Genomic DNA, 21,401 nt, shown 5'->3' on the forward strand with positions numbered 1-21,401 from the left:
CCGCCGCGCGCCACCTGTCGTGGCGGCGCGCGGCACCGCGTGAGTTCCGGCAAGTTTACGTGAGTCGCCGCCGCTTGGCGAGGCTGGCCGGGGCTAGGTGCCCAGCAGGTCCACCCACAGCGTGCGCGCGTGCAGCTGGTAGCTGCGGGTGGCCTCGATCAGCGCGCGGCGCGGCGCCGGGTCCATGATGGCCTCGGGCAGCAGCGGGTCGCGCACGATGGCGCGGATGATGGCGCGGCCCACCAGCATGCTCTCGCGCGCGCCGGCGTCGGGCGCCATGCGCGCGAGCTTGGCGCGGCTGCGGTCGAGCTGCGCCAGCGCGCGGCGGTAGGCCGACTGCAGCGCCGGCACGTCCCACAACTGCACCATGCGCGTGGCGGTGTCCACGTCGAACTCGCGGCCCACGAACAGCAGGCTGGCGCCGGCCATGCCGAGCCGCGCCAGCTTGGCGCGCATCGCGGTGGCGCCGCCGGCGAGATTGTCGGGCCGCACGTTGATGGCCGCCGCCAGGGGCCGGAAGCCGCACAGCGCCAGCGCGCGCGCATGGTGGCGCCAGGCGGTCTTCTCGGCGCGCGCCACGGCCGCGTCCTGCACCACCAGCCAGCCGCCGTTCCACTGCTCCAGCCGGCTTTCCTTCTCGAACCAGTGCTCCACCTCGTTGTAGACCGGGTTGCCTTCCGGCACCGCGGCGTAGCAGCCGCGTTCGGTCTTGACGATGCGGCCCTGGCGCTGCAGGCGCGTCAGCGCCACCCGCACGCTGGGCGTGCCGATGCCCATGACCTCGGCGCCGCGCGCCAGCGCCTGGACCGGCAGCGTGCGCTCCGGATGGCCGAACAGCAGGTCGATCACCAGGTCGGTGGCCGAGGGCTCGCGGATCTCTATCTCATGCATGGACGGAAAAGGCGGCGATGGAGCGGGCATTGGCGGTCGCTCGGGGTCGTGGGGCCGTGGGGTATACGAGAAATATTTCTTCGCCTGACATACAAATATGATTCAACGAAATATCTGGTTTGCTCGACAAAACACGGAAACCGCCACTTTGGCACAACTTTGCTAACTTCACCCATCGAGGATGCGCGCATGGACAGCACCGCCAGCCCCCATGTCAGGACCGAGACCGACGGCCCGGTCTTCACCGTCATCCTGGACCGCGCCGACAAGCGCAACGCCGTGGACGGCCCGATGGCGCTGGCGCTGCGCGCGGCCTTCGCGCATTTCGAGGCCGACCCGGCGCTGCGCGTGGCGGTGCTGTGGGGCGCCGGCGGCCATTTCTGCGCCGGCGCCGACCTGGGCGCGGTGGGCGACCCCGCGCGCCGCCACGAGCTGGACCCGCGCGGCGGCGGCGCGGGGCCGATGGGGCCGAGCCGGATGGCCTTGTCCAAGCCGCTGATCGCCGCGGTGAGCGGCTACGCGGTGGCCGGCGGCCTGGAGCTGGCGCTGCTGGCGGACCTGCGCGTGGCCGAGCGCGATGCCGTGTTCGGCGTGTTCTGCCGGCGCTGGGGCATGCCGCTGATCGACGGCGGCACGGTGCGGCTGCCGCGCATCGTCGGCATGGGCCGGGCGCTCGACATGATCCTGACCGGGCGCGCGGTGCCGGCCGGCGAAGCGCTGGCGATGGGCCTGGCCAACCGCGTGGTGGAAAACGGCCAGGCGCGCGCGGCGGCCGAGGCGCTGGCGCGCGAGCTGGCCGCGTTCCCGCAGCGCTGCATGCTGGCCGACCGCGCCTCCGCCCATGCGCAGTGGGACCTGCCGCTGGCCGACGCGCTGCGCGCCGAAGGCGCGGGCGGCGTGCCGGTCGTGCTCGAGGAAGGTATACCCGGCGCGGCGCGCTTCGCCGGCGGCGCCGGGCGGCACGGCAAGTTCGCGGACTGAGCGCGCGCGGCGCCCGCGCGCAAACCCGGGCGTACCCGTTTCTGCGCAAAAAGATCCATGAAAACAACGGCGAAGAAACCAGCCCGTGACGGCCGCCACGCCTGGACCTGTCTGCGCGGCGCGGCCCGCGCATGGCCGCTGTGCCCGGGGAACGCCGCATGACGTATACGCTGGGTATACGCAGGTAAACCGCAAGTAAGCGCCCTCGGCGCGAGGTGGCGGCATCGTGCGCCGGCGCGCCGGGCACATGCCGACATCGCGTCATGCCGACGGTGAACCGCGGCACGCCCGCCGTCATGTGACGCCAAGCGCCGACCGACCCGCTCTTGTATGCTACGGCTATTGCCGCCGACGCCGATCGAGCCTCTCATGAGCCACAAATCCCGGACCCTGCTGCAGTCGATCTTCAGCCACCCGCTCAGCAACAACATCCACTGGCGCGAAGTGGAGACCCTGCTGCAGCAGCTTGGCGCGACGGTCGAGCCCATCCAGGGCGCGCGCTTCCGGGTGGTCCTCAACGAGCATGAGTTCTACCTGCATCATCCGCACCACGGCAACGTCTGCGCCAAGCAGGAAATCAAGCACCTGCGCGATTGCCTCACGGCCGCGGGCGTGAGCCCGCCCGGCGACGACAAATAGCATCGGGAAAAACAACAAGCGCGGGATGGGACCACCGCAGGCCCTCCCCGCGCCGCGCATCGCATTTCACCATCTCACCATTTCAGCCAACCGGATCTTCCCCCTTCATGACCGAGCATTCCGCTTCCTCGTCCGCCGCCTTGTCCGCCGCCTTGCCCGCCACCCTGTCCGATTTCCCGATCACCCGCAAATGGCCCGCGCAGCATCCCGGGCGCATCCAGCTCTACTCGCTGCCGACGCCCAACGGCGTGAAGGTGTCCATCATGCTGGAGGAAACCGGCCTGCCGTATGAACCGCACCTCGTGCGCTTCGACGCCAACGACCAGATGTCGCCGGAATTCCGCTCGCTCAATCCCAACAACAAGATCCCCGCGATCCTCGACCCCGATGGCCCGGACGGCAAGCCGCTGGCGCTGTTCGAGTCCGGCGCGATCCTGCTCTACCTCGCCGACAAGAGCGGCAAGCTGATCCCGCAGGACGCGGCGGGCCGCTACGAGACCATCCAGTGGCTGATGTTCCAGATGGGCGGCATCGGCCCGATGTTCGGGCAGCTCGGTTTCTTCAACAAGTTCGCCGGCAAGGACTACGAGGACAAGCGCCCGCGCGACCGCTACGTGGCCGAGGCCCGGCGCCTGCTGGGCGTGCTCGAAACCCGCCTCGCGGGCCGCGCGTGGATCATGGGCGACCAGTACACCATCGCCGACGTCGCCACGTTTCCGTGGGTGCGCAACCTGATCGGCTTCTACGAGGCGGGCGATCTGGTGGGCATCCAGGACTTCCCGAACGTCACGCGCGTGCTGGAAGCGTTCGTGGCGCGGCCGGCGGTGGCGCGGGGGCTGAATATTCCGAAGCGGGATTAGGCAGGCGCTCGGCATACCGCAGGAAGACTGACCCGCCGGACCCCGGCATCGCCCCAAGAAAAAGCCCGCGCCGGCGTCATGCCGGGCGGGCTTTTCGTTCACCTCGCGTTGGCCGCTATGCGACCGCTTGCGCCACCTTGGCCGGCACCGGCGCGTAGTGGTCGAACTGCATGCCGAAGCTGCCGCGTCCCGAGGTCAGCGCGCGCAGGCTGCCGATGTAGCCGAACATGCCGGCCAGCGGCACGTGCGCCTCGATCACGGCGGCGCCGCCGCCCTGCTGCGACTGAGCGCGCACCACGCCGCGGCGGCGGTGCAGGTCGCCGATCACGTCGCCGACGTGGTCGGCGGGCGCGCTCGCTTCCACCGCCATGACCGGCTCCAGCACCACGGGCGCGGCGGCCCGCGCCGCTTCGCGCATGGCCGCCGCCGCCGCGGTCTCGAAGGCCAGCGCCGAGGAGTCGCGCTCGTGATGGCTGCCGTCGAGCAGCACCGCCCTGAAGTCCACCAGCGGATGGCCGGCCACCACGCCCTGCGCGGCGGCGCGGCGGATGCCGGCTTCCACCGCGGGCACGTACTCGCGCGGCACCGCGCCGCCGGCGATGCGGCTCTCGAAGCGGATGCCCTCGCCGCGCGGCAGCGGCTCCACGCGCAGCAGCACCTCGGCGTACTGGCCGGGGCCGCCGCTTTGCTTGCGGTGCAGGTAGCGCGCTTCGGCCGCGCGCGTCAGCGTTTCGCGATAAGCCACCTGCGGCCGGCCTACCGTCACCTCCACGTTGAAGCGCGCGCGCAGCTTTTCCAGCGTGACTTCGAGCTGCAGCTCGCCCATGCCGGACAGCAGCGTCTGCCCGCTTTCCGGGTCCTGCCGCAGGCGCAGGCTGGGGTCTTCCTGCACCAGCGCCTGCAGGCCGCGCGACAGGCCGGCCTGATCGGCATGGGTGCGCGGCTCGATGGCGACGTCGATCACGGGCTCGGGCGCGTCGATGCTTTCCAGCACCACGGGATGCGCCGGATCGGTCAGCGTGTCGCCGGTCACGGTGGCCTTGAGGCCAGCGATGGCCACGATGTCGCCGGCCACGGCCACGCCGCGCTCCTGCTTGCTGTCGGCATGCATCTCGTACAGGCGCGCCACGCGCTCGCGCTTGCCGCTGCCGGCGTTGAGCACGGTGTCGCCGGCGGCCACGCGGCCGCGGTAGATGCGCACGAACGTAAGCGTGCCGTGCGCGTCGTGCACGACCTTGAAGGCGAGCGCCGCCAGCGGCTGGGCCGGGTCCGCGTCCAGTTCGGGGCGCGCCACGTCGGCCGGCGCCGGCAGGTAGCCGGTGACGGCGTCTAGCAGCGGCTCCACGCCCTTGTTCTTGAACGCGGAGCCGGCCAGCACCGGCACCGCGGCGCCGGCCACGGTCACGCGGCGGATGGCCGCGCGCAGCGCCGCCGCATCCGGCTCGCGGCCGGCGAGGTAGCCTTCCAGCATGGCGTCGTCGTGCTCGGCCAGCGTCTCCAGCAGGCGCTGGCGCCAGGCCGCGGCCTGCTCCGCCATCTCGTGCGGCACGGGCTGCGTGGCGTAGGCCTGCCTGCCGGCGCCGTCCGGCCACAGCAGCGCCCGCATGGCGACGAGATCGACCACGCCGGCGAAAGCGGCTTCGCTGCCGATCGGCAGTTGCAGCACCAGCGGCACCGCGCCCAGGCGCTGCTCGATCATGCCCGCCACGCGCAGGAAATCCGCGCCGGTGCGGTCGAGCTTGTTGACGAAGGCGATGCGCGGCACGCGGTAGCGGTCGGCCAGGCGCCAGTTGGTCTCGGTCTGCGGCTCCACGCCGGCCACGCCGTCGAACACCACCACGGCGCCGTCGAGCACGCGCAGCGAGCGGTTCACCTCGATGTTGAAATCGATGTGGCCGGGCGTGTCGATCAGGTTGATGCGGTGGCCGCGCCAGGCCACGGTGGTGGCGGCGCTGTTGATGGTGATGCCGCGCGCCTGCTCCTGCGGGTCGAAGTCCAGGGCGGCGGCGCCGTCGTGCACTTCGCCGAGCCGGTGGCTGGCGCCGGTGTAGAACAGGATGCGTTCGGAGGTGGTGGTCTTGCCCGCGTCCACGTGGGCGATGATGCCGATGTTCCTGACGATGCCGTTGTCGTTGTCGTTGTTGTTGAGTGCCTTGCGTTCCATGATGGGCTGCCTTTGCGAAAACACCCTGGCGGGTGCGTGCCGGCCAGGGTGTTGTCGGTGTCCCCGGCGGGCGGTCTGTGCGATGCCCCGGGACTGCGGATGGCAGCCAGGGGGCTATGGAATCGCTTGCGGGGCGGCGCCGGCATGCCGCATGCGGCACGCAGTGACATCGATGGCGGCGACAGCCGATGCCGTTACCACGCCAAGGGACGAGCGCAAGCTCCCGTTCCCTTGGCCGGTTTGAATCGTGGCGATCAGCTTGTCGTAGGTACGCATGGCGTGTGAAATGGTGGCGAAGTGCAAAAACAAAACCCCGGCGGGCCTGCGGGGCCGTCCGGGGTTTGTGCATGCTTCGCGTTCCCCGGAGCGGCCTGCCAGCCTTCCGGGCGCGATGCTCGGAAGACTAGACGTGAATGGCCAGCAGCACGCGATCACCGTGCGGTGCCGCGGCAAACGCGGCAAACCCTGCGAAGGGCGCGGCGGTGCGTCGGGCTGCTTGTTTCATGTTGTCCGGACTCCAGAGAATGGCGAGCAGTCTAGCACCGTTGCATGAAACGTGCAGGGCGCGTGGCATGCGTGCAGCGCCCGGCAAAGTGCACTAGGCTGGAAGCCGAGGACACCCCGCAGGAGATCCCCATGCCAAGCCATCCCGTCCTGGAACGGGTCACCGCCCGCATCGTCGCGCGCAGCGCCGCCACCCGCCAGGCCTACCTGGCGCGCACGCGCGCGCTGGCCGGACAGAAGGTGGAACGCGCGCACCTGTCCTGTACCAACCTCGCGCACGGCGTGGCGGCCATGCCCGAGCAGGCCAGGATCCGGCTCAAGGCGCAGGAGCGGCCCAACCTCGCCATCGTCTCGTCCTACAACGACATGCTGTCCGCGCACCAGCCGCTGGCGGCATATCCGCAATGGCTCAAGGAGGCCGCGCTCGAAGCGGGCGGCACCGCGCAGTTCGCCGGCGGCACGCCGGCCATGTGCGATGGCGTGACGCAGGGGCAGGACGGCATGGACCTGTCGCTGTTCTCGCGCGACGTGATCGCGCTGTCGGCGGCGGTGGCGCTGTCGCACCAGATGTTCGACGGCGCGCTGTACCTGGGCGTGTGCGACAAGATCGTGCCGGGGCTGGTGATGGGCGCGCTGTCGTTCGGCCACCTGCCCGCCGTGTTCGTGCCGGCCGGGCCCATGACCACCGGCATCGGCAATGAGGAAAAGGCGCGCATCCGCCAGCAATACGCCGAGGGCAAGATCGGCCGCGCGGAGCTGCTCGAGGCCGAGAGCAAGTCGTATCACGGCCCCGGCACCTGCACCTTCTACGGCACCGCGAACTCCAACCAGATGCTGATGGAGATGATGGGCCTGCATCTGCCCGGCACCGCCTTCGTCAATCCCGGCACGCCGCTGCGCGAGGCGCTCACGCGCGAAGCCGCGCGCCAGGCGCTGCGCCTCGTGCACGGCGGCGAGCGCTACACGCCGGTGGCCGACGTGCTCGACGAGCGCGCCTTCGTCAACGGCATCGTGGGGCTGCTGGCCACCGGCGGCTCCACCAACCACACGCTGCACCTGGTGGCGATGGCGCGCGTGGCGGGCATCGTGCTGGGCTGGGACGATTTCGCCGAGCTCTCGGAAGTGGTGCCGCTGCTGGCGCGCGTGTACCCGAACGGCAGCGCCGACGTGAACCAGTTCCAGGCCGCCGGCGGCCTGCCGGTGGTGATCCGCGGGCTGCTGTCGCTGGGCCTGCTGCACGACGACGTGACCACGGTGGCCGGCACCGGCCTGGCCGACTACACGCGCGAGCCGGTCCTGCGCGACGGCAGACTGGTGTGGATCGACGGGCCCGCCGCGCCGCTGGACGACAGCATCGTGCGCGCCGCCGCGCGGCCGTTCGCGCCCGAAGGCGGCATCAAGCTGCTCGACGGCAATATCGGCCGCGCCGTGCTCAAGATCTCCGCGGTCAAGCCCGAGCACCACGTGGTGGAGGCGCCGGCGCTGGTGTTCCACACGCAGGACGCGCTGATCGATGCGTTCAAGCGCGGCGAGCTGGAGCGCGATTTCGTCGCGGTGCTGCCGTGGCAGGGGCCGGCCGCCTGCGGCATGCCCGAGCTGCACAAGCTCACGCCCACGCTGACCGTGCTGCAGGGGCGCGGCTTTCGCGTGGCGCTGGTGACGGACGGCCGCATGTCGGGCGCCTCGGGCAAGGTGCCGGCGGCCATCCACGTCTGCCCCGAGGCGCTGAACGGCGGCGGCATCGCGCGCGTGCGCGATGGCGACCCGATGCGCGTGGACGCGCATGCGGGCGTGCTGGCGGTGATGGTGCCGCAGGCCGAATGGGACGCGCGCGACATCACGCCGCCGGACCTGTCGGCCAACCGGCACGGCGTGGGGCGCGACCTGTTCGGCGGCTTCCGCAAGCACGTCGGCTCGGCGGAAGAAGGCGCGTGCGCGCTGTTTGCCGACGAGGGCTGACGGCGACGGGCGTGGCGCGCGGCGCCGCGGTGCCGTGTGGCGGGGCCCGCGTCAGCTCAGGCGCTGGGCCGCGGGCAGCGCCGCGGGCTCGGGCCGGGCGCCGTCCGGCACGCGCACTTCCTGCACCGGCACGGCGAGCGGGCAGCCGGCCGCTTCGAGCGCCGGCTTGATGCGCTGGTAGAAGGCGAAGCGCACGTTCCAGTAGTCGCCGGCAGTGGTCCAGCAGCGCACGTTGAGCGTGACGCCCTGCGCGGCATAGTTGACCACCATGACTTCGGCCGCGGGTTCGGGCAGCACGCGCTTGTCCGCCGCGAGCATGGCGCGCAGCGCGTCGAGCGCGGCCTGGATGTCGGCACCGAAGGTGACGGTGACTTCGATGTCGAGCCGGCGCGTGGGGTTCTCGCTGTAGTTGGTGATGGCGCTGCCCCAGATCTTGCCGTTGGGCACGCGCAGGCAGACGCCGTCGAAGGTGGTCAGCTCGGTCATGAACAGGCCGGTCTCGCGCACGGTGCCGGCCACGCCCTGCGCGTCGATGTACTGGCCCACGCGGAACGGCCGCAGCAGCACCAGCATGATGCCGGCGGCGATGTTCTGCAGCGTGCCCTGCAGCGCCAGCCCGATGGCCAGGCCGGCCGCGCCGAGCATGGCGACGATGCTCGCGGTCTGCACGCCGAACTGCGACAGCACCAGCACCACGGTCAGCACGCGCACGATCCATTGCGTGACGCTGGCCAGCATCGGGCGCAGCGTGGCGTCCACGCTCGGCCGGTCGAAGGCGTGCAGGATGGCCGCGCGGGCGCGCCCGGAGATCCACCAGCCCAGGATCAGGATGACGATGGCGGCGATGCAGTTCAGGCCCTGCTGCACGGCGAGCTGCGCGAGATAGGTGCCGGCAGCTTCCAGCTTCTGCGGGTCGATGAAGTTGAGGTTCATGGCGATCGGCTCCGGCGGAGAAAACAAGGACAAGGACAAAGATCGGGACAAGGCGAAGCGCAATGGGAACGCGCCGGGCGTACCCGTTTCTGCGTGCCCCGACAGCGCGCAAACCCGGGCGCAAACCCGGCGCCACGGCGCGCCGGTTTCGCGCGGCGCGGCACCGGGACCTGCCCGCGATGGCCCGACCGGATGTCGGACGATCACCGGCAATGGCTCGATATTGCGGATGTATTCAGGACAGAAGCGCGGCAGTGAGGTTCCCCGCGCGGCCGCGCGAGGCGCGCGCGAAATAACGCCAGCTAGCGCCAGCCCTTGTCGCGCAAGGGCTGGCGCCGCGTCGAAAAATTTCGCCGGAGGTCAGGCCGATGGCGTGCGGGCCGGATGCCCGCGGGCATTCGCGGCAGCGCCGCCGCATGGGACCGGCGGCACGCAGAAACGGGTACGCTTTCGCGTCTGGAAGGGATTCGAAAGGGATGCGCGGCACGGCGCGCGGCGCCGTGCCGGGAGCCCGCGGCGGCCGGCTCAGGCGGCCACGGGATGGTCGTGCAGGCGGTCGCGCTCGGCGAGCGAGGGGAACAGGCGCATCCATACCGCCACCACCACCAGCGTGCCCAGGCCGCCCAGCAGCACCGCGCCGACCGGCCCGAGCAGCGCCGCCGTGACGCCCGACTCGAACTCGCCCAGCTGGTTGGATGCGCCGATGAAGACCGAGTTGACCGCGCCCACGCGCCCGCGCATGTCGTCGGGCGTGTCGAGCTGGACCAGCGTGGAACGCACCACCACGCTGATCATGTCGGAGGCGCCGAGCATGACCAGCGCCACCATCGACAGCGGCAGCCAGCGCGAGACGCCGAACACCATCGTGGCGACGCCGAACACCGCCACCGCGCCGAACATGATGCGGCCCACGCGCCGGTTCATCGGATGGTGCGCCAGCCACAGCGCCGTGGTCAGCGCGCCGATGGCCGGCGACGAGCGCAGCAGGCCGAGGCCCCACGGGCCGGTGTGCAGGATGTCGCGCGCGTAGATCGGCAACAGCGCGGTGGCGCCCCCCAGCAGCACGGCGAACAGGTCCAGCGAGATGGCGCCGAGCAGCACCGGCCGGCTGCGGATGTACGCGATGCCCGCGAACAGCGTGGCAACGCTGACCGGCGTGTTGTTGCGCTGCACGAGCTGGCGCAGCTTGAGCGCGCTCACCAGGCAGGCGGCGATGGCGAACAGCGTGGCGCTGATGGCGTAGACCACGCCGGGGCCGGCCACGTAGGCGAAGCCGCCCAGGGCCGGGCCGATGATGATGGCGGTCTGCACGGCCGAGCTCGACATGGCCACCGCGCGCGGCAACTGGCGCGCCGTGACCACGCTGGGCAGCAGCGCCTGCAGCGTGGGCGTCTCGAAGGCGCGAGTGGCGCCGATCAGGGCCACGAAGACGAAGATGTGCTCGCGCGTGATCCAGCCCTTGAGGCTGGCCACCGCCATCGAGACCGCGATCAGCGCTTCCAGCGTCTGGCACGAGCGCACGATCACGCGCCGGTCGAAGCGGTCGGCCACGTGGCCGGACATCAGCAGCAGGACCACCGAGGGCAGGAACTGCACCAGCCCGACCATGCCGAGCATGAAGGGGTCGCGGGTGAGGTCGTAGATCTGCCAGCCCACCGCCACCGTGAAGATCTGGTAGCCGATCGTGGTGCACAGGCGGGCAAACCAGAACAGCCGGAACGAAGGGTCGCGAAAAACGGAATCCGGCTCGGCGGCCGGAACGGTGGCAGGGGTCGACATGGATGGCGGCAAGGACGGGAAAGTCGGCGGGGCACGCAGCAAGGCCCCACGCGGCGGAACGTAAAAAAGCGCCTGAAGCTGCCCTTTCCCCCGGAACGAGCCTGGGAGCGGGCCTCCTGTCTGGCCTGATGCTTGATTCCGCAAGCTTTGGATTCTATCCGAGCGGGCCGCCGCATGCAGCCGCATGCGGCAAGTTCTATGTATCGAATCTGACACAATAGCGCCGCAGTGACGATATCGGCACCTGCGACGTGCCCTGCGGCGGCGACCGGACCGCCCCCAGACCCGCTTCCGCCAGCGCAAGCCGCGACGCCGCGGCAGCCTGCGCGCGCGGAACGTCAGACGATCTCGCGCGTCTCGCGGAACTCCACCTTCGGGAAGCGCTCCTGCGTCAGGCGCAGGTTGACCATGCTCGGCGCGAGGTAGACGTGGTCGCCGGCGCCGTCGAGCGCGACGTTGTGGCCGGCCTTCTCGATCAGCTTCTCGATCTCGGCCGGGTCGCCCTTGAGCCAGCGCGCGGTGGCGCATTCGTGCGATTCAAAGATCGCGTCTACGCCGTATTCGTGCTCGAGCCGGTGCGCCACCACGTCGAACTGCAGGATGCCCACGGCGCCCAGCACGAGGTCGTTGGAGGCGATCGGGCGGAACATCTGCGTGGCGCCTTCCTCGGCCAGCTGCTGCAGGCCCTTCTGCAACTGCTTGACCTTGAGCGGGTTGTTCAGGCGTGCGCGGCGGAAGAACTCGGGCGCGAACGAGGGGATGCCGGTGAACTTGAGCGGCTCGCCCTCGGTGAACACGTCGCCGAGGCGGATGGTGCCGTGGTTGGGCACGCCGATGATGTCGCCCGAATACGCTTCCTCGGTGGTGTTGCGGTCCTGCGCCATGAAGGTGATGGCGTTGTTGATGGCGACCGTCTTGCCGGTGGACACGTGCAGCAGCTTCATGCCGCGCTCGAAGCGGCCCGAGCACACGCGCACGAAGGCGATGCGGTCGCGGTGGCGCGGGTCCATGTTGGCCTGGATCTTGAACACGAAGCCGGTGAACCTGGGCTCGTCCGGCTCCACCACGCGGGTCTCGGTGTTGCGCGCCTGCGGCGGCGGGGCGAGCTCGCACAGCGCGTCGAGCAGCGACTGCACACCGAAGTTGTTGATGGCCGAGCCGAAGTAGACCGGGGTCTGCTTGCCGGCGAGGAACGCGTCCTTGTCGAACGCATGCGAGGCGCCGCGCACCAGTTCGATCTCGATGCGCAGCTCCTCGGCCTGGCTGCCCAGCATGCGGTCGAGCTCGGGGTTGTCGAGCCCGTCGACCATCGCGGAGGTGCCCTTCTCGCCGTGCGGGTCGAACAGTTGCACGCGGTCGTCGATCAGGTGGTACACGCCGCGGAAGGACTTGCCCATGCCGATCGGCCACGTCATCGGCGCGCACTGCATCTGCAGCACGTCTTCGATTTCGTCGAGCAGCTCGATCGGCGAGCGGCCTTCGCGGTCGAGCTTGTTGATGAAGGTGAGGATGGGCGTGTCGCGCAGGCGGCAGACGTTGAGCAGCTTGATGGTCTGCGCTTCCACGCCGTTGACCGAGTCGATCACCATCACCGCGGAGTCCACCGCGGTCAGCGTGCGGTAGGTGTCCTCGGAGAAGTCCTCGTGGCCCGGGGTGTCGAGCAGGTTGACGATGTTCTCGCGGTACGGGAACTGCATCACCGACGAAGTCACCGAGATGCCGCGCTGCTTTTCCAGCTCCATCCAGTCGGAGGTGGCGTGGCGGTCGGCCTTGCGCGCGCGCACTTCGCCGGCGACCTGGATGGCGCCGCCGAACCACAGCAGTTTTTCGGTCAGGGTCGTCTTACCCGCGTCAGGGTGCGAAATGATGGCAAAGGTGCGACGACGCGCAATTTCGGATACGAGCGAGCTCACGGCGGTGGATTCTGCAAACGGAAGATGGAAAGGCCCGGGGCGCAGCGGGCCGGCGCCAGGGGCCGGCGGGACCATCAGCTCGAGGTCGGGGCGCCGGGCACTGCGGGCATGCACGAAGGGAATCGGGCGGTATTTTACCGGTTCGCGGGCGCGGCGGCGCGCGGCGCGGCCTGCGCGCCCGCGCCCTGGCCGCGCAGGCTGCCGAATTGCAGCGCGTACTGGCGCGTCAGCTCGGCCCCGAAGAAGAAGATTTGCGCCGAGTAATACACCCACAGCATCAGCGCGACGACCGAGCCGGCCGCGCCGTAGGAAGACGCCACCGCGCTGTTGCCGAGGTACAGGCCGATCAGCCGCTTGCCGGCGGCGAACAGCAGCGCGGTGATGACGGCGCCCATGATGACGTCGCGCCACGCGATGCGCGCATTGGGCAGCATCTTGAAGATCACCGCGAACAGCAGCGTGACCACGCCGAACGAAAACGCGGTGGAGAGCACGTCGGCCACCGGCGCGAACCAGGACTGCGTCCACATCTGGCCCCAGAAGCGGTCCACCACGGCCAGCGCGGCGTTGACGATCAGCGACACCAGCAGCATGAAGGCCAGCACCAGCACCAGGCTGAACGACAGCAGCCGCGCGCGCAGCAATTGCTGCCAGCCTGCGCCCTGCGGCGCCGGCGCGGCCCAGATCTCGTCCAGGCTGCCCTTGAGCTCGGCGAAGGCGCTGGTGGCGCCGACGAACAGGATGCCGGTGGCGATGGCGGCGGCCAGCCCGCCGCCGCCGGCGCGGTGGGTGGCGGCCAGGATCTCCTGGATGGCGGCCGCGCCCTGCGCGCCGACCAGGCCGTCGATCTGGGCGAAGATCTCGCCGCGCGCGGCCTCGGCGCCGAAGAAGATGCCGGCGATGGAGATCACCAGCACCAGGATCGGCGCGAGCGAGAACAGCATGTAGAACGACAGCGCCGCGCCCTTGCTGGCGGCGCGGTGGGCCACCCAGGCGCGGACCGAGGCCCCCACCACGCTGGCGGTGCGCGCGGCGGTGTGGCGGTCGGGCAGCCAGCGGCCCGGGCGCGGCCGGGGCGCATCGGCGTCCAGGGGGCGGCGGGGCGCATCGGCGGGATTCACGCGCGGGTCCGGCGGGGAGGTGGCCATGAGGACGGCACGGGCTACGCCGGCATGGTTAGCGCTCCTTGCGCAGGCCCCAGACGAGCGACACCGCGAACAGCACAAGGAAGACGATGAAGAGCAGCTTGGCTACCTGGGCCGCCCCGGCGGAAAGGCCGCCGAAGCCGAACAGCGCGGCAATCACGGCGACCACGAAGAAAAGCACGGCATAGCGCAACATGATGAGACTCCGGCAAGGCTTCTCCCGTTTTTGCATGTGGCCGAAAGTCCATGATACAGCCGCCCGCGCGCTTTGCCCAAGCGCGCGCGCAGCGCGCCAGCGGCTAGACTGGAACCGGAAGGCAGGCGGGCGGCGGCCACGCCGGGCGCCGTCCTTCCGGCCGTCTTTCCCGAATCCAGTCAGAAGGAGGCACCATGAACCGGACCACCGCGCACTGCCTCGGCATTGCCGTCTTCCTGGCGCTCGGCGTGCTTGCCGCCACCGGCTGCGAGCGCAGCCAGCCGGGCCCGAAGCCGATCTCCGGCGGCATGGCCGAGCAGGCCAGCGCCGCGCCGGCACGCTAGGCGCGCCGCGCATCCACGCCGCGGCACGGCATGCGCGGGGCGCGATGGCGGCGCGGACATCGCCGTTGCCCCCGCGCGCCATCCCCGCGCCCGCGCCACTTCACGCACCCTCCGCAAGCGTCCGGCGTACCCGTTTCTGCGTGAATGAAACGGTCGGCCACCGTGCGCGCTGGCCGCCGGCGCGCCTGTTACAGCCCTGCAACCAACGCCGGGCCGCCAGCGCGGCCCCGCGCGGGCGGACTCCCTGCCGGACACGGCAAGCCGCGCGGGCGATCGGCCGCCGAAAGCCGCCGCCGGCGCGGCCGGCGGCATGTTTCAGTACCGCAACCAAAGCGTCCCCCCGTTCGGGGGGAACTTCCCCGCGTGCTTCCGCGCCGCCCGCAAACCGGCCCCGGTGCTGGCTTTGCGCGGATTGGCATGCTTGTCGCTCTGTGCCCGGCAGGGAGACATAAAAAAATGACGCGACGAGTCCTACAACGCGGGAGTGAGTTCTGCCATGCGTCAGCCGCCTGCGCGTATGACGGCACGAAGGCGATCGCATCGGCTGGCGCGGCCCGCGCCGTCGGTGTTGCAGCTTTTGTCGCCGCCCTTGCTCCCCTCTGCGCGATTGCCGGCACAGGCGACATCGTCGTTCTGCGCAGCGTCGAGCCGCGTATTGCCTATCGCGGCATTCCGCAGGGGGACATGCCGATAGCCGCCGCTGTCGAGCCGTTTCCGTCCCAGCGCTTCCAGCAATCCGCCGCCGCCGTGGCGAGCGACCTGACCGACAGCGACCTCGCTGCCGCGGTGGGCCGCAGCGCCGCGGGCGGCGCCGCGCCCGCTGCCGGCCAGGCGGTGCCTGCGCGCCGCGCCGGCCTGCCGGCCCAGGCCGAAGGGCTGGCCGCGGGCGTCACCGCCGCCGGCGTCGCGGGCGGCATTGCCGGGCAGGTAACGCAGGCCACCGGCGGCGCGAGCGGCGCCTTGCTGCGCGGGCTCGCGCCGCTGGCCACGGGGCTGCGGCCATGACACCGGCGCGCGCCATCGCCTGCGCCGTGCTCGCGCTGGGCGGCATGCCGGCGCACGCGCAGGTGGCGGGCGCGCAGGTGGCAGGCGCGGACAACGCCGGCATCGGTCCGGGCGCGCTGGCCGGCGTGGCCGGGCGCGCCGCCGTCAACGTGGCCGCGGGCAGCGGCAACGCGCAGAGCAACCAGGCCGCGATCTCCACCGCCACCGCCGCGGTGCAATCGATGCAACGTGCCGGCGCCACCGCGCCCGCGGCCGGCGCCGCCAGCCAGATCGGCGGCGGCGCGTTTGCCGGCGCCAGCGGGCTGATCGCGGCCAACGTGGCCAGCGGCAACGGCAACCTGCAGAGCAACGCGGCGGTGCTGGCGCCGTCCGCCGCGGTGAGGATCGAGGCGATCTCGGACGGCCTGCTGGCCGCCGCATCGGCAGGCGGGAGCCGCCCGGATTCAGCGGGCCGCGCGCCGGGACCGCGCGAGGCAGTCATCCAGCCGGATGCCTACCGCAACGCCAGCGGCCTGGTGCAGCTGAACCAGACGGCGGGATCGGGGAACGTCTCGTCCAACGTTTTTGTGCTCCGTCCCCCGGCGGGCACTTTTTTCTAGCAAGGGAAGGAGAAGATCATGAAAACGAGAATGCTCGCCATCGCAGCGATGGCCGCGCTTTCCACCAGTGCATTCGCCGGCGGGTTCAGCTACTTCGATCGTCCCGACGAGGCCGACATCTTCAACCAGACCGCCATCAGCAACGACATCTACGTGCGCGGCTTCGGCTTTGCCTGGGGCGACATCCGCTTCAAGTCCGAATCGGGCGCGGTGGTCGACAGCCAGCAGAGCGCGCGCGGCAACGGCGTGCGCATCGGCCCGTCGAATAATGCCGCGTCCGGCGGCGGCAGCGCGCTGGTCAACGCGCAGGGCAATATCGGCGTGAACGTCTCCGCCGGCGCCGGCAACGGCCAGTCCAACCAGGCCGCGCTGGCGAGCATCGACGCCGCCGACGTGTTCGCCTCCGCGCAGGTGTTCTCCAGCCAGAAGACCGGCGGCAACGGCGTGCGCATGGCCGGCGCCGCCAACAGCGCCACCCTGGGCGACGGCATGCTCGCCGGCGCCAGGGGCAACGTCGGCGTGAACATCGCCGCCGGCGCCGGCAACCTGCAGAGCAATGCGCTGGCGGCCTCGGTCAACACCGGCGGCGGCACCGGCCGCGGCGGGCAGCCGGTCGGCGTGCTGGCCAAGGCGAGCGCGTCCAATGACCAGTCCACCTACGGCAACGACCTGTCGATGTGCGGCTGCCGGCCGAGCAACACGGCCTCGCTGGCCGGCGGCGCGCTGGCCAACGCGGTGGGCAACATCGGCGTGAACATCTCCGCCGGCGCCGGCAACGCGCAGAGCAACGGCCTCGCCATTTCCACGGCGACGCACTGAGCGCGGCGCCGCGGCATGGCCGCATTGCGGCCGCGGTACGAAAGACGCGGCGGCGGAGCCGGGCACCGGGGGGTACCGGCTCATCCCGCCCGAGGGAGGAAACGAGATGCGCGCGCTATTTCGCGTGACCGGGGCAGGCCTGCTGCTGGCCGCCGCCTGCGGCGCCAGCGGGCAGGGCACGATGACCATCAACCTCGATGGCCAGGCCATGCTCAGGAAGCCGGTCAGGAGCATGCTGGAGATGCGCTACCAGAACGTGATGCGCCAGCAGCTCGACTTCAGTTGCGGCGCGGCGGCGGTGGGCACACTGTTGCGCTACGGTTACGGCTTCGACCTCGCCGAGCCGAAGATCGTGGAGGACATGCTGCGCATCTCCGATGCCGACACCGTGCTCAAGAACGGCTTCTCCATGCTCGACATGCGCAACTACGTGGAGACGCTGGGGCTGCGCGGACGGGGCTTCCGCGTGGACTACGGCGCGCTGCGCCAGCTCCGGATCCCGGTCATCACGCTGCTCGACGTCAACGGCTACCTGCACTTCGTGGTGGTGCGCAGGGCCATCGACGGGCGCGTGTTCGTGGCCGATCCGGCGCTGGGCAACCGCATCATCAGGGAAGAGGATTTCGCCGCCAACTGGAACGGGCTGGTGTTCGCCATCGTGGGCCGCCCGTTCGATGCGAACTCGCCGCTGCTGGACTTCACCGCGCCGGCCCTGCGCGAGCGGACCAACGCCGCGCTGGCTGGCGGCATGGTGCCGGCCGCGCTCGATTTCGGCCTGATCCGCATGGACTATTTCTGACATGGCCACCGCGCTGCGCCTGTTCTGCCTGACCTGCGCCGCCGGCGCGGCGATGGCTGCCGCGCCGGCGGCGCGGGCGGTTTCGGCCGCCGACGACGCGGCCGCGATCGTCGGCGCGGCGGCGCGGGCGGAGCCGGTTGCCGACGACGAACTGGCGGGCGCGCGCGGCAAGTACCTCGGGGCCAGCCTGGTCAGCGGCTTCATGGTGGAAATGGTGTCGCGCTGGCAGAACGACAGCGCGGTCGCCACCGCCACCGCGCGCGTGGCGGCGGCCAACCTGGCCGCGGGCGCGGCGGCGGCGCAGGCCAGCGCGAGCCTGTCGGCGCGCGTGCAGAGCCTGGGCGGCGGCACGGTGCAGGGCAACGGCGGCGTGGCCAGCGCCGCGGTGCAGGCCGCGGGCGTGGGACAGGTGACGCAGATCGCGGGCGACGGCAACTCGGTGCGCAACGTCAGCACCATCACCACGCAGACCGCGCCGCTCGCGGCGCCGGCGGCTGGCGGCAACGGCACCGCGCCGCAGGTGGCGCAAGCCAACGGCATGACGGCCAGCGCGGCGGTGAGCCCCGGCGGCGGGGTCTCGGTGGCGATCCGGTCGGCAGCCGGCAGCGCGACGCAGAACGCGCAGGGTGGCGGCCTGATGCAGGCCGCGCGCGTCACCGGCGACGCGCAGCAGGTGCTCAATCTCACCAACATCACGCTGCAAGTGCAGCAACTGACGAACCGGCAACTGACGCAAACGAGCATGCGGGACGCACTGGCGGCGATCGCATCGATGCGACGATAATCGCTGCATGCGGGGGGGGGGGCGCACCCGCTTGACGCGTGTTCAGATTTCCGGGGGGAAAGATGAAGACCGAATTCGCTGTGCTGGGAACCCTGGCGGGAACCCTGCTCTCCACCGGCGCGTGCGGGCAGGTCGGTGCCCAGGCGCCGGGCGCGGACGAGCGGATCGAACGATTGACAAGACTGGTCGAGCAGCAGGAGCAGACCATCAGGACTCTCGAGCGGCGCCTGGACGAGCTGGAAATGGCCGGGGCGCGCGGCCGGGGGGTCGTGGAGGGAACGGGGAGAACCGGGGAAACGGGGAGCAGTGCCGAGGGGAACGCCGGCGGCGGCATGGCCGCTGCGGGCGTTCCCTCCCTGGCACAGGACGCCGCGCCGGCCGCGCCCGGCAACCTCGCCGGCGGCGCCGGCACGCCGGTGGTGGGTTCCGACGCGCGCGCGACGCAGCAGCAGGCGCGCGTGCAGAGCAAGGACCTGGTCTACCAGACCGAGCACGCGCCGCTGTTTGAGCGGCGCCTGACCATCGACAGCGGCTTCGTCTACAGCTACTACGACCGGCGCGCGCTGTCGCTCTCGGGCTTTCTCGCGCTCGACGCGATCTTCCTCGGCACCATCAACCTGAACCAGACCAAGTCGCACACGCTCACCTACGACACCATCTTCCGCTATGGCCTGACCGACCGCATGTCGATGGACTTCGACCTGCCGGTGACGTACCGCAACACCAACTTCATCTCGGGCGGCGCGGGCGGCTCCGCTGCCAGCCTGTCCGACGCCACGCTCAGCACCACGGCGCTGGGCGACATCAGCATGGGCGTGTACTACCAGTTCCTGCGCGAGAGCGGCGCGGCGCCGGACGTGGTGGGCAGCGTGCGCGTGCGCGCGCCCACCGGGCGCTCGCCGTTCGGCATCAAGCTGGTGTCGGCCGACCCGAACAACAACAACCTCAACGTCGCCGCGCAACTGCCGACCGGCAACGGCGTGTGGGCGGTCACGGCGGGCCTGTCGCTGCTCAAGACCTACGACCCGGTGGTGCTGTTCGCCAATGCCAGCTACACCTACAACATCAGGCGCTCCGTGAGCGACATCTCGTCCGTGCAGGGCGAGGTCGCGCCGGCCGACGTGAAGCTCGGCGACACCATCGGCTTCGGCGGCGGCCTGGCGCTTGCGCTCAACGACCGCACCTCGATGTCGCTGGCCTTCAACGCGGCGCTGTCGGGCAGCACGCAGGTCACGACTGCGGGCGTGACGCAGACGGTGGTCGGCAGCCGCGCCAACGTGGCGACCATGACGTTCGGCTTCAACCACGTCATCACCAAGGGGCTGTCGGTGAGCACCGCGTTCGGCATCGGGCTGACGCCGGACGCGCCGAACTATACGGTGTCGCTGCGGTTTCCTTATACGTTCTGAGGGGATGGGGCGGGAGAGAAAAAACGGGGCCCCGGCGCGGCGGGATTGCAGACGGCAGGCGGCGCCTGTCGCCGAGGGTTTGCTCCCCTCTCCCATGAAATGGGAGAGGGGAGACCACAAGCGGCAAGCAAATGTTGTCGGCAACCTGTACGCGCACCGCAGCCCGCCTGATCCCCGTCGCCCGCAGCCCGCTATTCCCCCGCCCCCGGCCTCGCCTCGATGCGGATGTTGTGCTTGTGCATCAGCCGGTAGAGCGTGACCCGCGAGACGTTGAGCTCGCGCGCGGCGGGCACCACGTGGAAGCCGTGGCTCGCCATCACGGTGCGGATCGCCTCGCGCTCGGCTTCCTCGCGGATGGCGTCGAGCGTCTTGCGCGGGGTATCGGTGCCGCCGTGCAGTTGCAGGTCTTCCGCGGTGATCTTGCGGTTGTCCGTCATCACGATGGCGCGCCGCACCCGGTTGATCAGCTCGCGCACGTTGCCGGGCCATTCGTACTGCATCATCGCCTGCGTGGAGCACGGCGAGAAGCCGCGGATGCGCCGGTGCGCCTCGTGCCCGTGCTCGGCGAGCACCGCGTTGGCCAGCAGCAGGATGTCCTCGCCGCGCTCGCGCAGCGGCGGGATCGACAGGGTCAGCACGCACAGCCGGTGGAACAGGTCGGAACGGAAGCGCCCGTCGGCCTGCGCCGCCACCAGGTCCACGTGCGTGGCCGAGATGATGCGCAGGTCCAGCGGAATCGACTGGTGCCCGCCGAGCCGGGTGATGGTGCCTTGCTGCAGGAAGCGCAGCAGCGCGACCTGGCTCTCCAGCGGCAGGTCGCCGATTTCGTCGAGGAACAGCGTGCCGCCCTGCGCCTGCTCGATCCAGCCGATCTTGCGCTGGTTGGCGCCGGTGAACGCGCCCTTCTCGTAGCCGAACAGCTCGGACTGCACCAGGTGCGGCGGAATCGCGCCGCAGTTGATGGCCACGAACGGTCCCTTGCGCCGGCTCGATGCCTCGTGCACGGCCTGCGCCGCCAGCTCCTTGCCGGTGCCCGATTCGCCGGAGATGAAGACCGGCGCCTCGTTGTGCGCCACCTTGGCCAGCGAGCGGAACATCGCGCGCATGGCCGCGCATTCGCCGATCATCGGGCCATGCCCGATCAGCTCGTGGCTGCGTGCGCCGTGCAGGCACGCCATGCCGTGCGCGTGCTTGAGCGTGTAGAGCAGCTCGCTGAACGAGAACGGCGTGCGCACGTAGTCCACGCAGTAGTCGCGGATCAGCCGGCGCACGCGCTCGTCCTCGAGCATGCGCGAGGAGGTGATCGCCACCCACATCACGTGCAGGTATTGCAGGCTCTGCTCGAGCTGCGCGAGCTCGGCGTCGCTGTACTCGCTTTCGAGATCGAGCACGCCGGCCATCGGCGCGCTGCCCCGCACCACGCGGCTCAGGTCGCGGATCTGCTGGATGTGGCGAATCTCCCAGCCAGACCCGAACTGGGCCGGATCGAATCCATAGGGTTCATGGCGCGACACGACCAGCACCTGTGCGGTGCGTGTCGCCACCTTGCACAGTCGGTCCATAGCGTTCTCCCTGCCGTTGGGCATCTTGGCTACCCGGGCTTGCGCGTCGGCCTCGCTGAGGTGCGGGCTTTGCGCGTGGCCAAGCCGGGGCGGTTGGGGGAGGTCCCCCATGCGCA

19 protein-coding genes are annotated in these 21,401 nt (G+C 70.8%); 11 read left to right on the forward strand and 8 right to left on the reverse strand.

What is annotated here, in order from left to right; all coding sequences use genetic code 11:
- Positions 1-93: 93 nt before the first annotated feature.
- Positions 94-891, reverse strand: a complete 798-nt coding sequence (locus KF708C_RS12265; protein ID WP_020204792.1) for a hypothetical protein — start codon at positions 889-891, stop codon at positions 94-96.
- A gap of 189 nt (positions 892-1,080) precedes the next feature.
- Here KF708C_RS12265 and KF708C_RS12270 point away from each other — a divergent pair, with 189 nt between their 5' ends.
- From KF708C_RS12270 to KF708C_RS12280, 3 genes are all read left to right on the forward strand, one after another.
- Complete coding sequence (locus KF708C_RS12270; RefSeq protein ID WP_059411984.1) at positions 1,081-1,872, forward strand: crotonase/enoyl-CoA hydratase family protein; 792 nt, start codon at positions 1,081-1,083, stop codon at positions 1,870-1,872.
- 369 nt (positions 1,873-2,241) lie between these two features.
- Positions 2,242-2,511 carry a type II toxin-antitoxin system HicA family toxin gene (locus KF708C_RS12275; protein ID WP_020204790.1) on the forward strand — a complete coding sequence of 90 codons (270 nt, stop codon included), beginning with the start codon at positions 2,242-2,244 and terminating at the stop codon, positions 2,509-2,511.
- 107 nt (positions 2,512-2,618) lie between these two features.
- Entirely contained in the window at positions 2,619-3,371 is a 753-nt protein-coding gene (locus tag KF708C_RS12280; protein ID WP_020204789.1) for a glutathione S-transferase C-terminal domain-containing protein, read from the forward strand.
- 115 nt (positions 3,372-3,486) lie between these two features.
- Here the strand turns inward: KF708C_RS12280 and fusA are convergent, their stop codons facing one another.
- On the reverse strand, positions 3,487-5,535 hold the full coding sequence (gene fusA, locus KF708C_RS12285; RefSeq protein ID WP_059411985.1) for an elongation factor G: 2,049 nt from the start codon (positions 5,533-5,535) through the stop codon (positions 3,487-3,489).
- A gap of 636 nt (positions 5,536-6,171) precedes the next feature.
- Here fusA and edd point away from each other — a divergent pair.
- Positions 6,172-7,998 (forward strand): phosphogluconate dehydratase, encoded by a 1,827-nt coding sequence (gene edd / locus KF708C_RS12290; RefSeq protein ID WP_059411986.1) that lies wholly within the window; start codon positions 6,172-6,174, stop codon positions 7,996-7,998.
- Between the two features lie 51 nt (positions 7,999-8,049).
- Here edd and KF708C_RS12295 read toward each other — a convergent pair whose 3' ends face one another.
- The 5 genes from KF708C_RS12295 to KF708C_RS34520 all read right to left on the reverse strand — a co-directional run bounded on the left by KF708C_RS12295 (position 8,050) and on the right by KF708C_RS34520 (position 13,964).
- Positions 8,050-8,931 (reverse strand): mechanosensitive ion channel family protein, encoded by an 882-nt coding sequence (locus tag KF708C_RS12295; RefSeq protein ID WP_059411987.1) that lies wholly within the window; start codon positions 8,929-8,931, stop codon positions 8,050-8,052.
- A 525-nt stretch (positions 8,932-9,456) separates the two neighbouring features.
- Positions 9,457-10,710, reverse strand: a complete 1,254-nt coding sequence (locus tag KF708C_RS12300) for an MFS transporter (protein ID WP_059411988.1) — start codon at positions 10,708-10,710, stop codon at positions 9,457-9,459.
- Between the two features lie 338 nt (positions 10,711-11,048).
- Positions 11,049-12,623: a peptide chain release factor 3 gene (locus tag KF708C_RS12305; RefSeq protein WP_059411989.1), complete on the reverse strand. Its 1,575-nt coding sequence runs from the start codon at positions 12,621-12,623 to the stop codon at positions 11,049-11,051.
- 134 nt (positions 12,624-12,757) lie between these two features.
- Positions 12,758-13,771 (reverse strand): YihY/virulence factor BrkB family protein, encoded by a 1,014-nt coding sequence (locus KF708C_RS12310; RefSeq protein ID WP_020204783.1) that lies wholly within the window; start codon positions 13,769-13,771, stop codon positions 12,758-12,760.
- A 28-nt stretch (positions 13,772-13,799) separates the two neighbouring features.
- Positions 13,800-13,964, reverse strand: a complete 165-nt coding sequence (locus tag KF708C_RS34520; RefSeq protein ID WP_020204782.1) for a DUF1328 domain-containing protein — start codon at positions 13,962-13,964, stop codon at positions 13,800-13,802.
- A gap of 194 nt (positions 13,965-14,158) precedes the next feature.
- Between KF708C_RS34520 and KF708C_RS36395 the strand changes: the two genes are divergently transcribed.
- The 7 genes from KF708C_RS36395 (at position 14,159) to KF708C_RS12340 (ending at position 19,723) form a co-directional block, all read left to right on the forward strand.
- Entirely contained in the window at positions 14,159-14,308 is a 150-nt protein-coding gene (locus KF708C_RS36395; RefSeq protein ID WP_020204781.1) for a hypothetical protein, read from the forward strand.
- Between the two features lie 456 nt (positions 14,309-14,764).
- Positions 14,765-15,313, forward strand: a complete 549-nt coding sequence (locus KF708C_RS35615; RefSeq protein WP_156173803.1) for a hypothetical protein — start codon at positions 14,765-14,767, stop codon at positions 15,311-15,313.
- On the forward strand, positions 15,310-15,912 hold the full coding sequence (locus KF708C_RS12320; RefSeq protein ID WP_059411991.1) for a hypothetical protein: 603 nt from the start codon (positions 15,310-15,312) through the stop codon (positions 15,910-15,912). Before KF708C_RS35615 ends, KF708C_RS12320 begins: the two co-directional genes overlap by 4 nt.
- Positions 15,913-15,930: 18 nt before the next feature.
- A complete protein-coding gene (locus KF708C_RS12325) occupies positions 15,931-16,731 on the forward strand; it encodes a hypothetical protein (protein ID WP_059411992.1) in 801 nt (266 codons plus the stop codon).
- Between the two features lie 106 nt (positions 16,732-16,837).
- Entirely contained in the window at positions 16,838-17,530 is a 693-nt protein-coding gene (locus KF708C_RS12330; protein ID WP_059411993.1) for a C39 family peptidase, read from the forward strand.
- A 1-nt stretch (position 17,531) separates the two neighbouring features.
- On the forward strand, positions 17,532-18,314 hold the full coding sequence (locus KF708C_RS12335; RefSeq protein ID WP_059411994.1) for a hypothetical protein: 783 nt from the start codon (positions 17,532-17,534) through the stop codon (positions 18,312-18,314).
- A 62-nt stretch (positions 18,315-18,376) separates the two neighbouring features.
- Positions 18,377-19,723 (forward strand): transporter, encoded by a 1,347-nt coding sequence (locus KF708C_RS12340; RefSeq protein WP_231586462.1) that lies wholly within the window; start codon positions 18,377-18,379, stop codon positions 19,721-19,723.
- 191 nt (positions 19,724-19,914) lie between these two features.
- Here KF708C_RS12340 and KF708C_RS12345 read toward each other — a convergent pair whose 3' ends face one another.
- Entirely contained in the window at positions 19,915-21,285 is a 1,371-nt protein-coding gene (locus tag KF708C_RS12345) for a sigma-54-dependent transcriptional regulator (RefSeq protein ID WP_020204774.1), read from the reverse strand.
- Positions 21,286-21,401 lie beyond the last annotated feature (116 nt).

Source organism: Cupriavidus basilensis (assembly GCF_000876015.1).
GTDB classification, from domain to species: Bacteria; Pseudomonadota; Gammaproteobacteria; order Burkholderiales; family Burkholderiaceae; genus Cupriavidus; species Cupriavidus basilensis_B.

Excerpts from the sequence above, each read along its gene's own strand:
- KF708C_RS35615 (WP_156173803.1), top strand. The coding sequence starts at position 14,765 with ATGACGCGACGAGTCCTACAACGCGGGAGTGAGTTCTGCCATGCGTCA.
- KF708C_RS12265 (WP_020204792.1), bottom strand. The coding sequence starts at position 891 with ATGCATGAGATAGAGATCCGCGAGCCCTCGGCCACCGACCTGGTGATC.
- KF708C_RS34520 (WP_020204782.1), bottom strand. The coding sequence starts at position 13,964 with ATGTTGCGCTATGCCGTGCTTTTCTTCGTGGTCGCCGTGATTGCCGCG.
- KF708C_RS36395 (WP_020204781.1), top strand. The coding sequence starts at position 14,159 with ATGAACCGGACCACCGCGCACTGCCTCGGCATTGCCGTCTTCCTGGCG.
- KF708C_RS12335 (WP_059411994.1), top strand. The coding sequence starts at position 17,532 with ATGGCCACCGCGCTGCGCCTGTTCTGCCTGACCTGCGCCGCCGGCGCG.
- fusA (WP_059411985.1), bottom strand. The coding sequence starts at position 5,535 with ATGGAACGCAAGGCACTCAACAACAACGACAACGACAACGGCATCGTC.
- KF708C_RS12270 (WP_059411984.1), top strand. The coding sequence starts at position 1,081 with ATGGACAGCACCGCCAGCCCCCATGTCAGGACCGAGACCGACGGCCCG.
- edd (WP_059411986.1), top strand. The coding sequence starts at position 6,172 with ATGCCAAGCCATCCCGTCCTGGAACGGGTCACCGCCCGCATCGTCGCG.
- KF708C_RS12330 (WP_059411993.1), top strand. The coding sequence starts at position 16,838 with ATGCGCGCGCTATTTCGCGTGACCGGGGCAGGCCTGCTGCTGGCCGCC.
- KF708C_RS12275 (WP_020204790.1), top strand. The coding sequence starts at position 2,242 with ATGAGCCACAAATCCCGGACCCTGCTGCAGTCGATCTTCAGCCACCCG.
- KF708C_RS12320 (WP_059411991.1), top strand. The coding sequence starts at position 15,310 with ATGACACCGGCGCGCGCCATCGCCTGCGCCGTGCTCGCGCTGGGCGGC.
- KF708C_RS12280 (WP_020204789.1), top strand. The coding sequence starts at position 2,619 with ATGACCGAGCATTCCGCTTCCTCGTCCGCCGCCTTGTCCGCCGCCTTG.
- KF708C_RS12325 (WP_059411992.1), top strand. The coding sequence starts at position 15,931 with ATGAAAACGAGAATGCTCGCCATCGCAGCGATGGCCGCGCTTTCCACC.
- KF708C_RS12340 (WP_231586462.1), top strand. The coding sequence starts at position 18,377 with ATGAAGACCGAATTCGCTGTGCTGGGAACCCTGGCGGGAACCCTGCTC.
- KF708C_RS12300 (WP_059411988.1), bottom strand. The coding sequence starts at position 10,710 with ATGTCGACCCCTGCCACCGTTCCGGCCGCCGAGCCGGATTCCGTTTTT.
- KF708C_RS12310 (WP_020204783.1), bottom strand. The coding sequence starts at position 13,771 with ATGGCCACCTCCCCGCCGGACCCGCGCGTGAATCCCGCCGATGCGCCC.
- KF708C_RS12345 (WP_020204774.1), bottom strand. The coding sequence starts at position 21,285 with ATGGACCGACTGTGCAAGGTGGCGACACGCACCGCACAGGTGCTGGTC.
- KF708C_RS12295 (WP_059411987.1), bottom strand. The coding sequence starts at position 8,931 with ATGAACCTCAACTTCATCGACCCGCAGAAGCTGGAAGCTGCCGGCACC.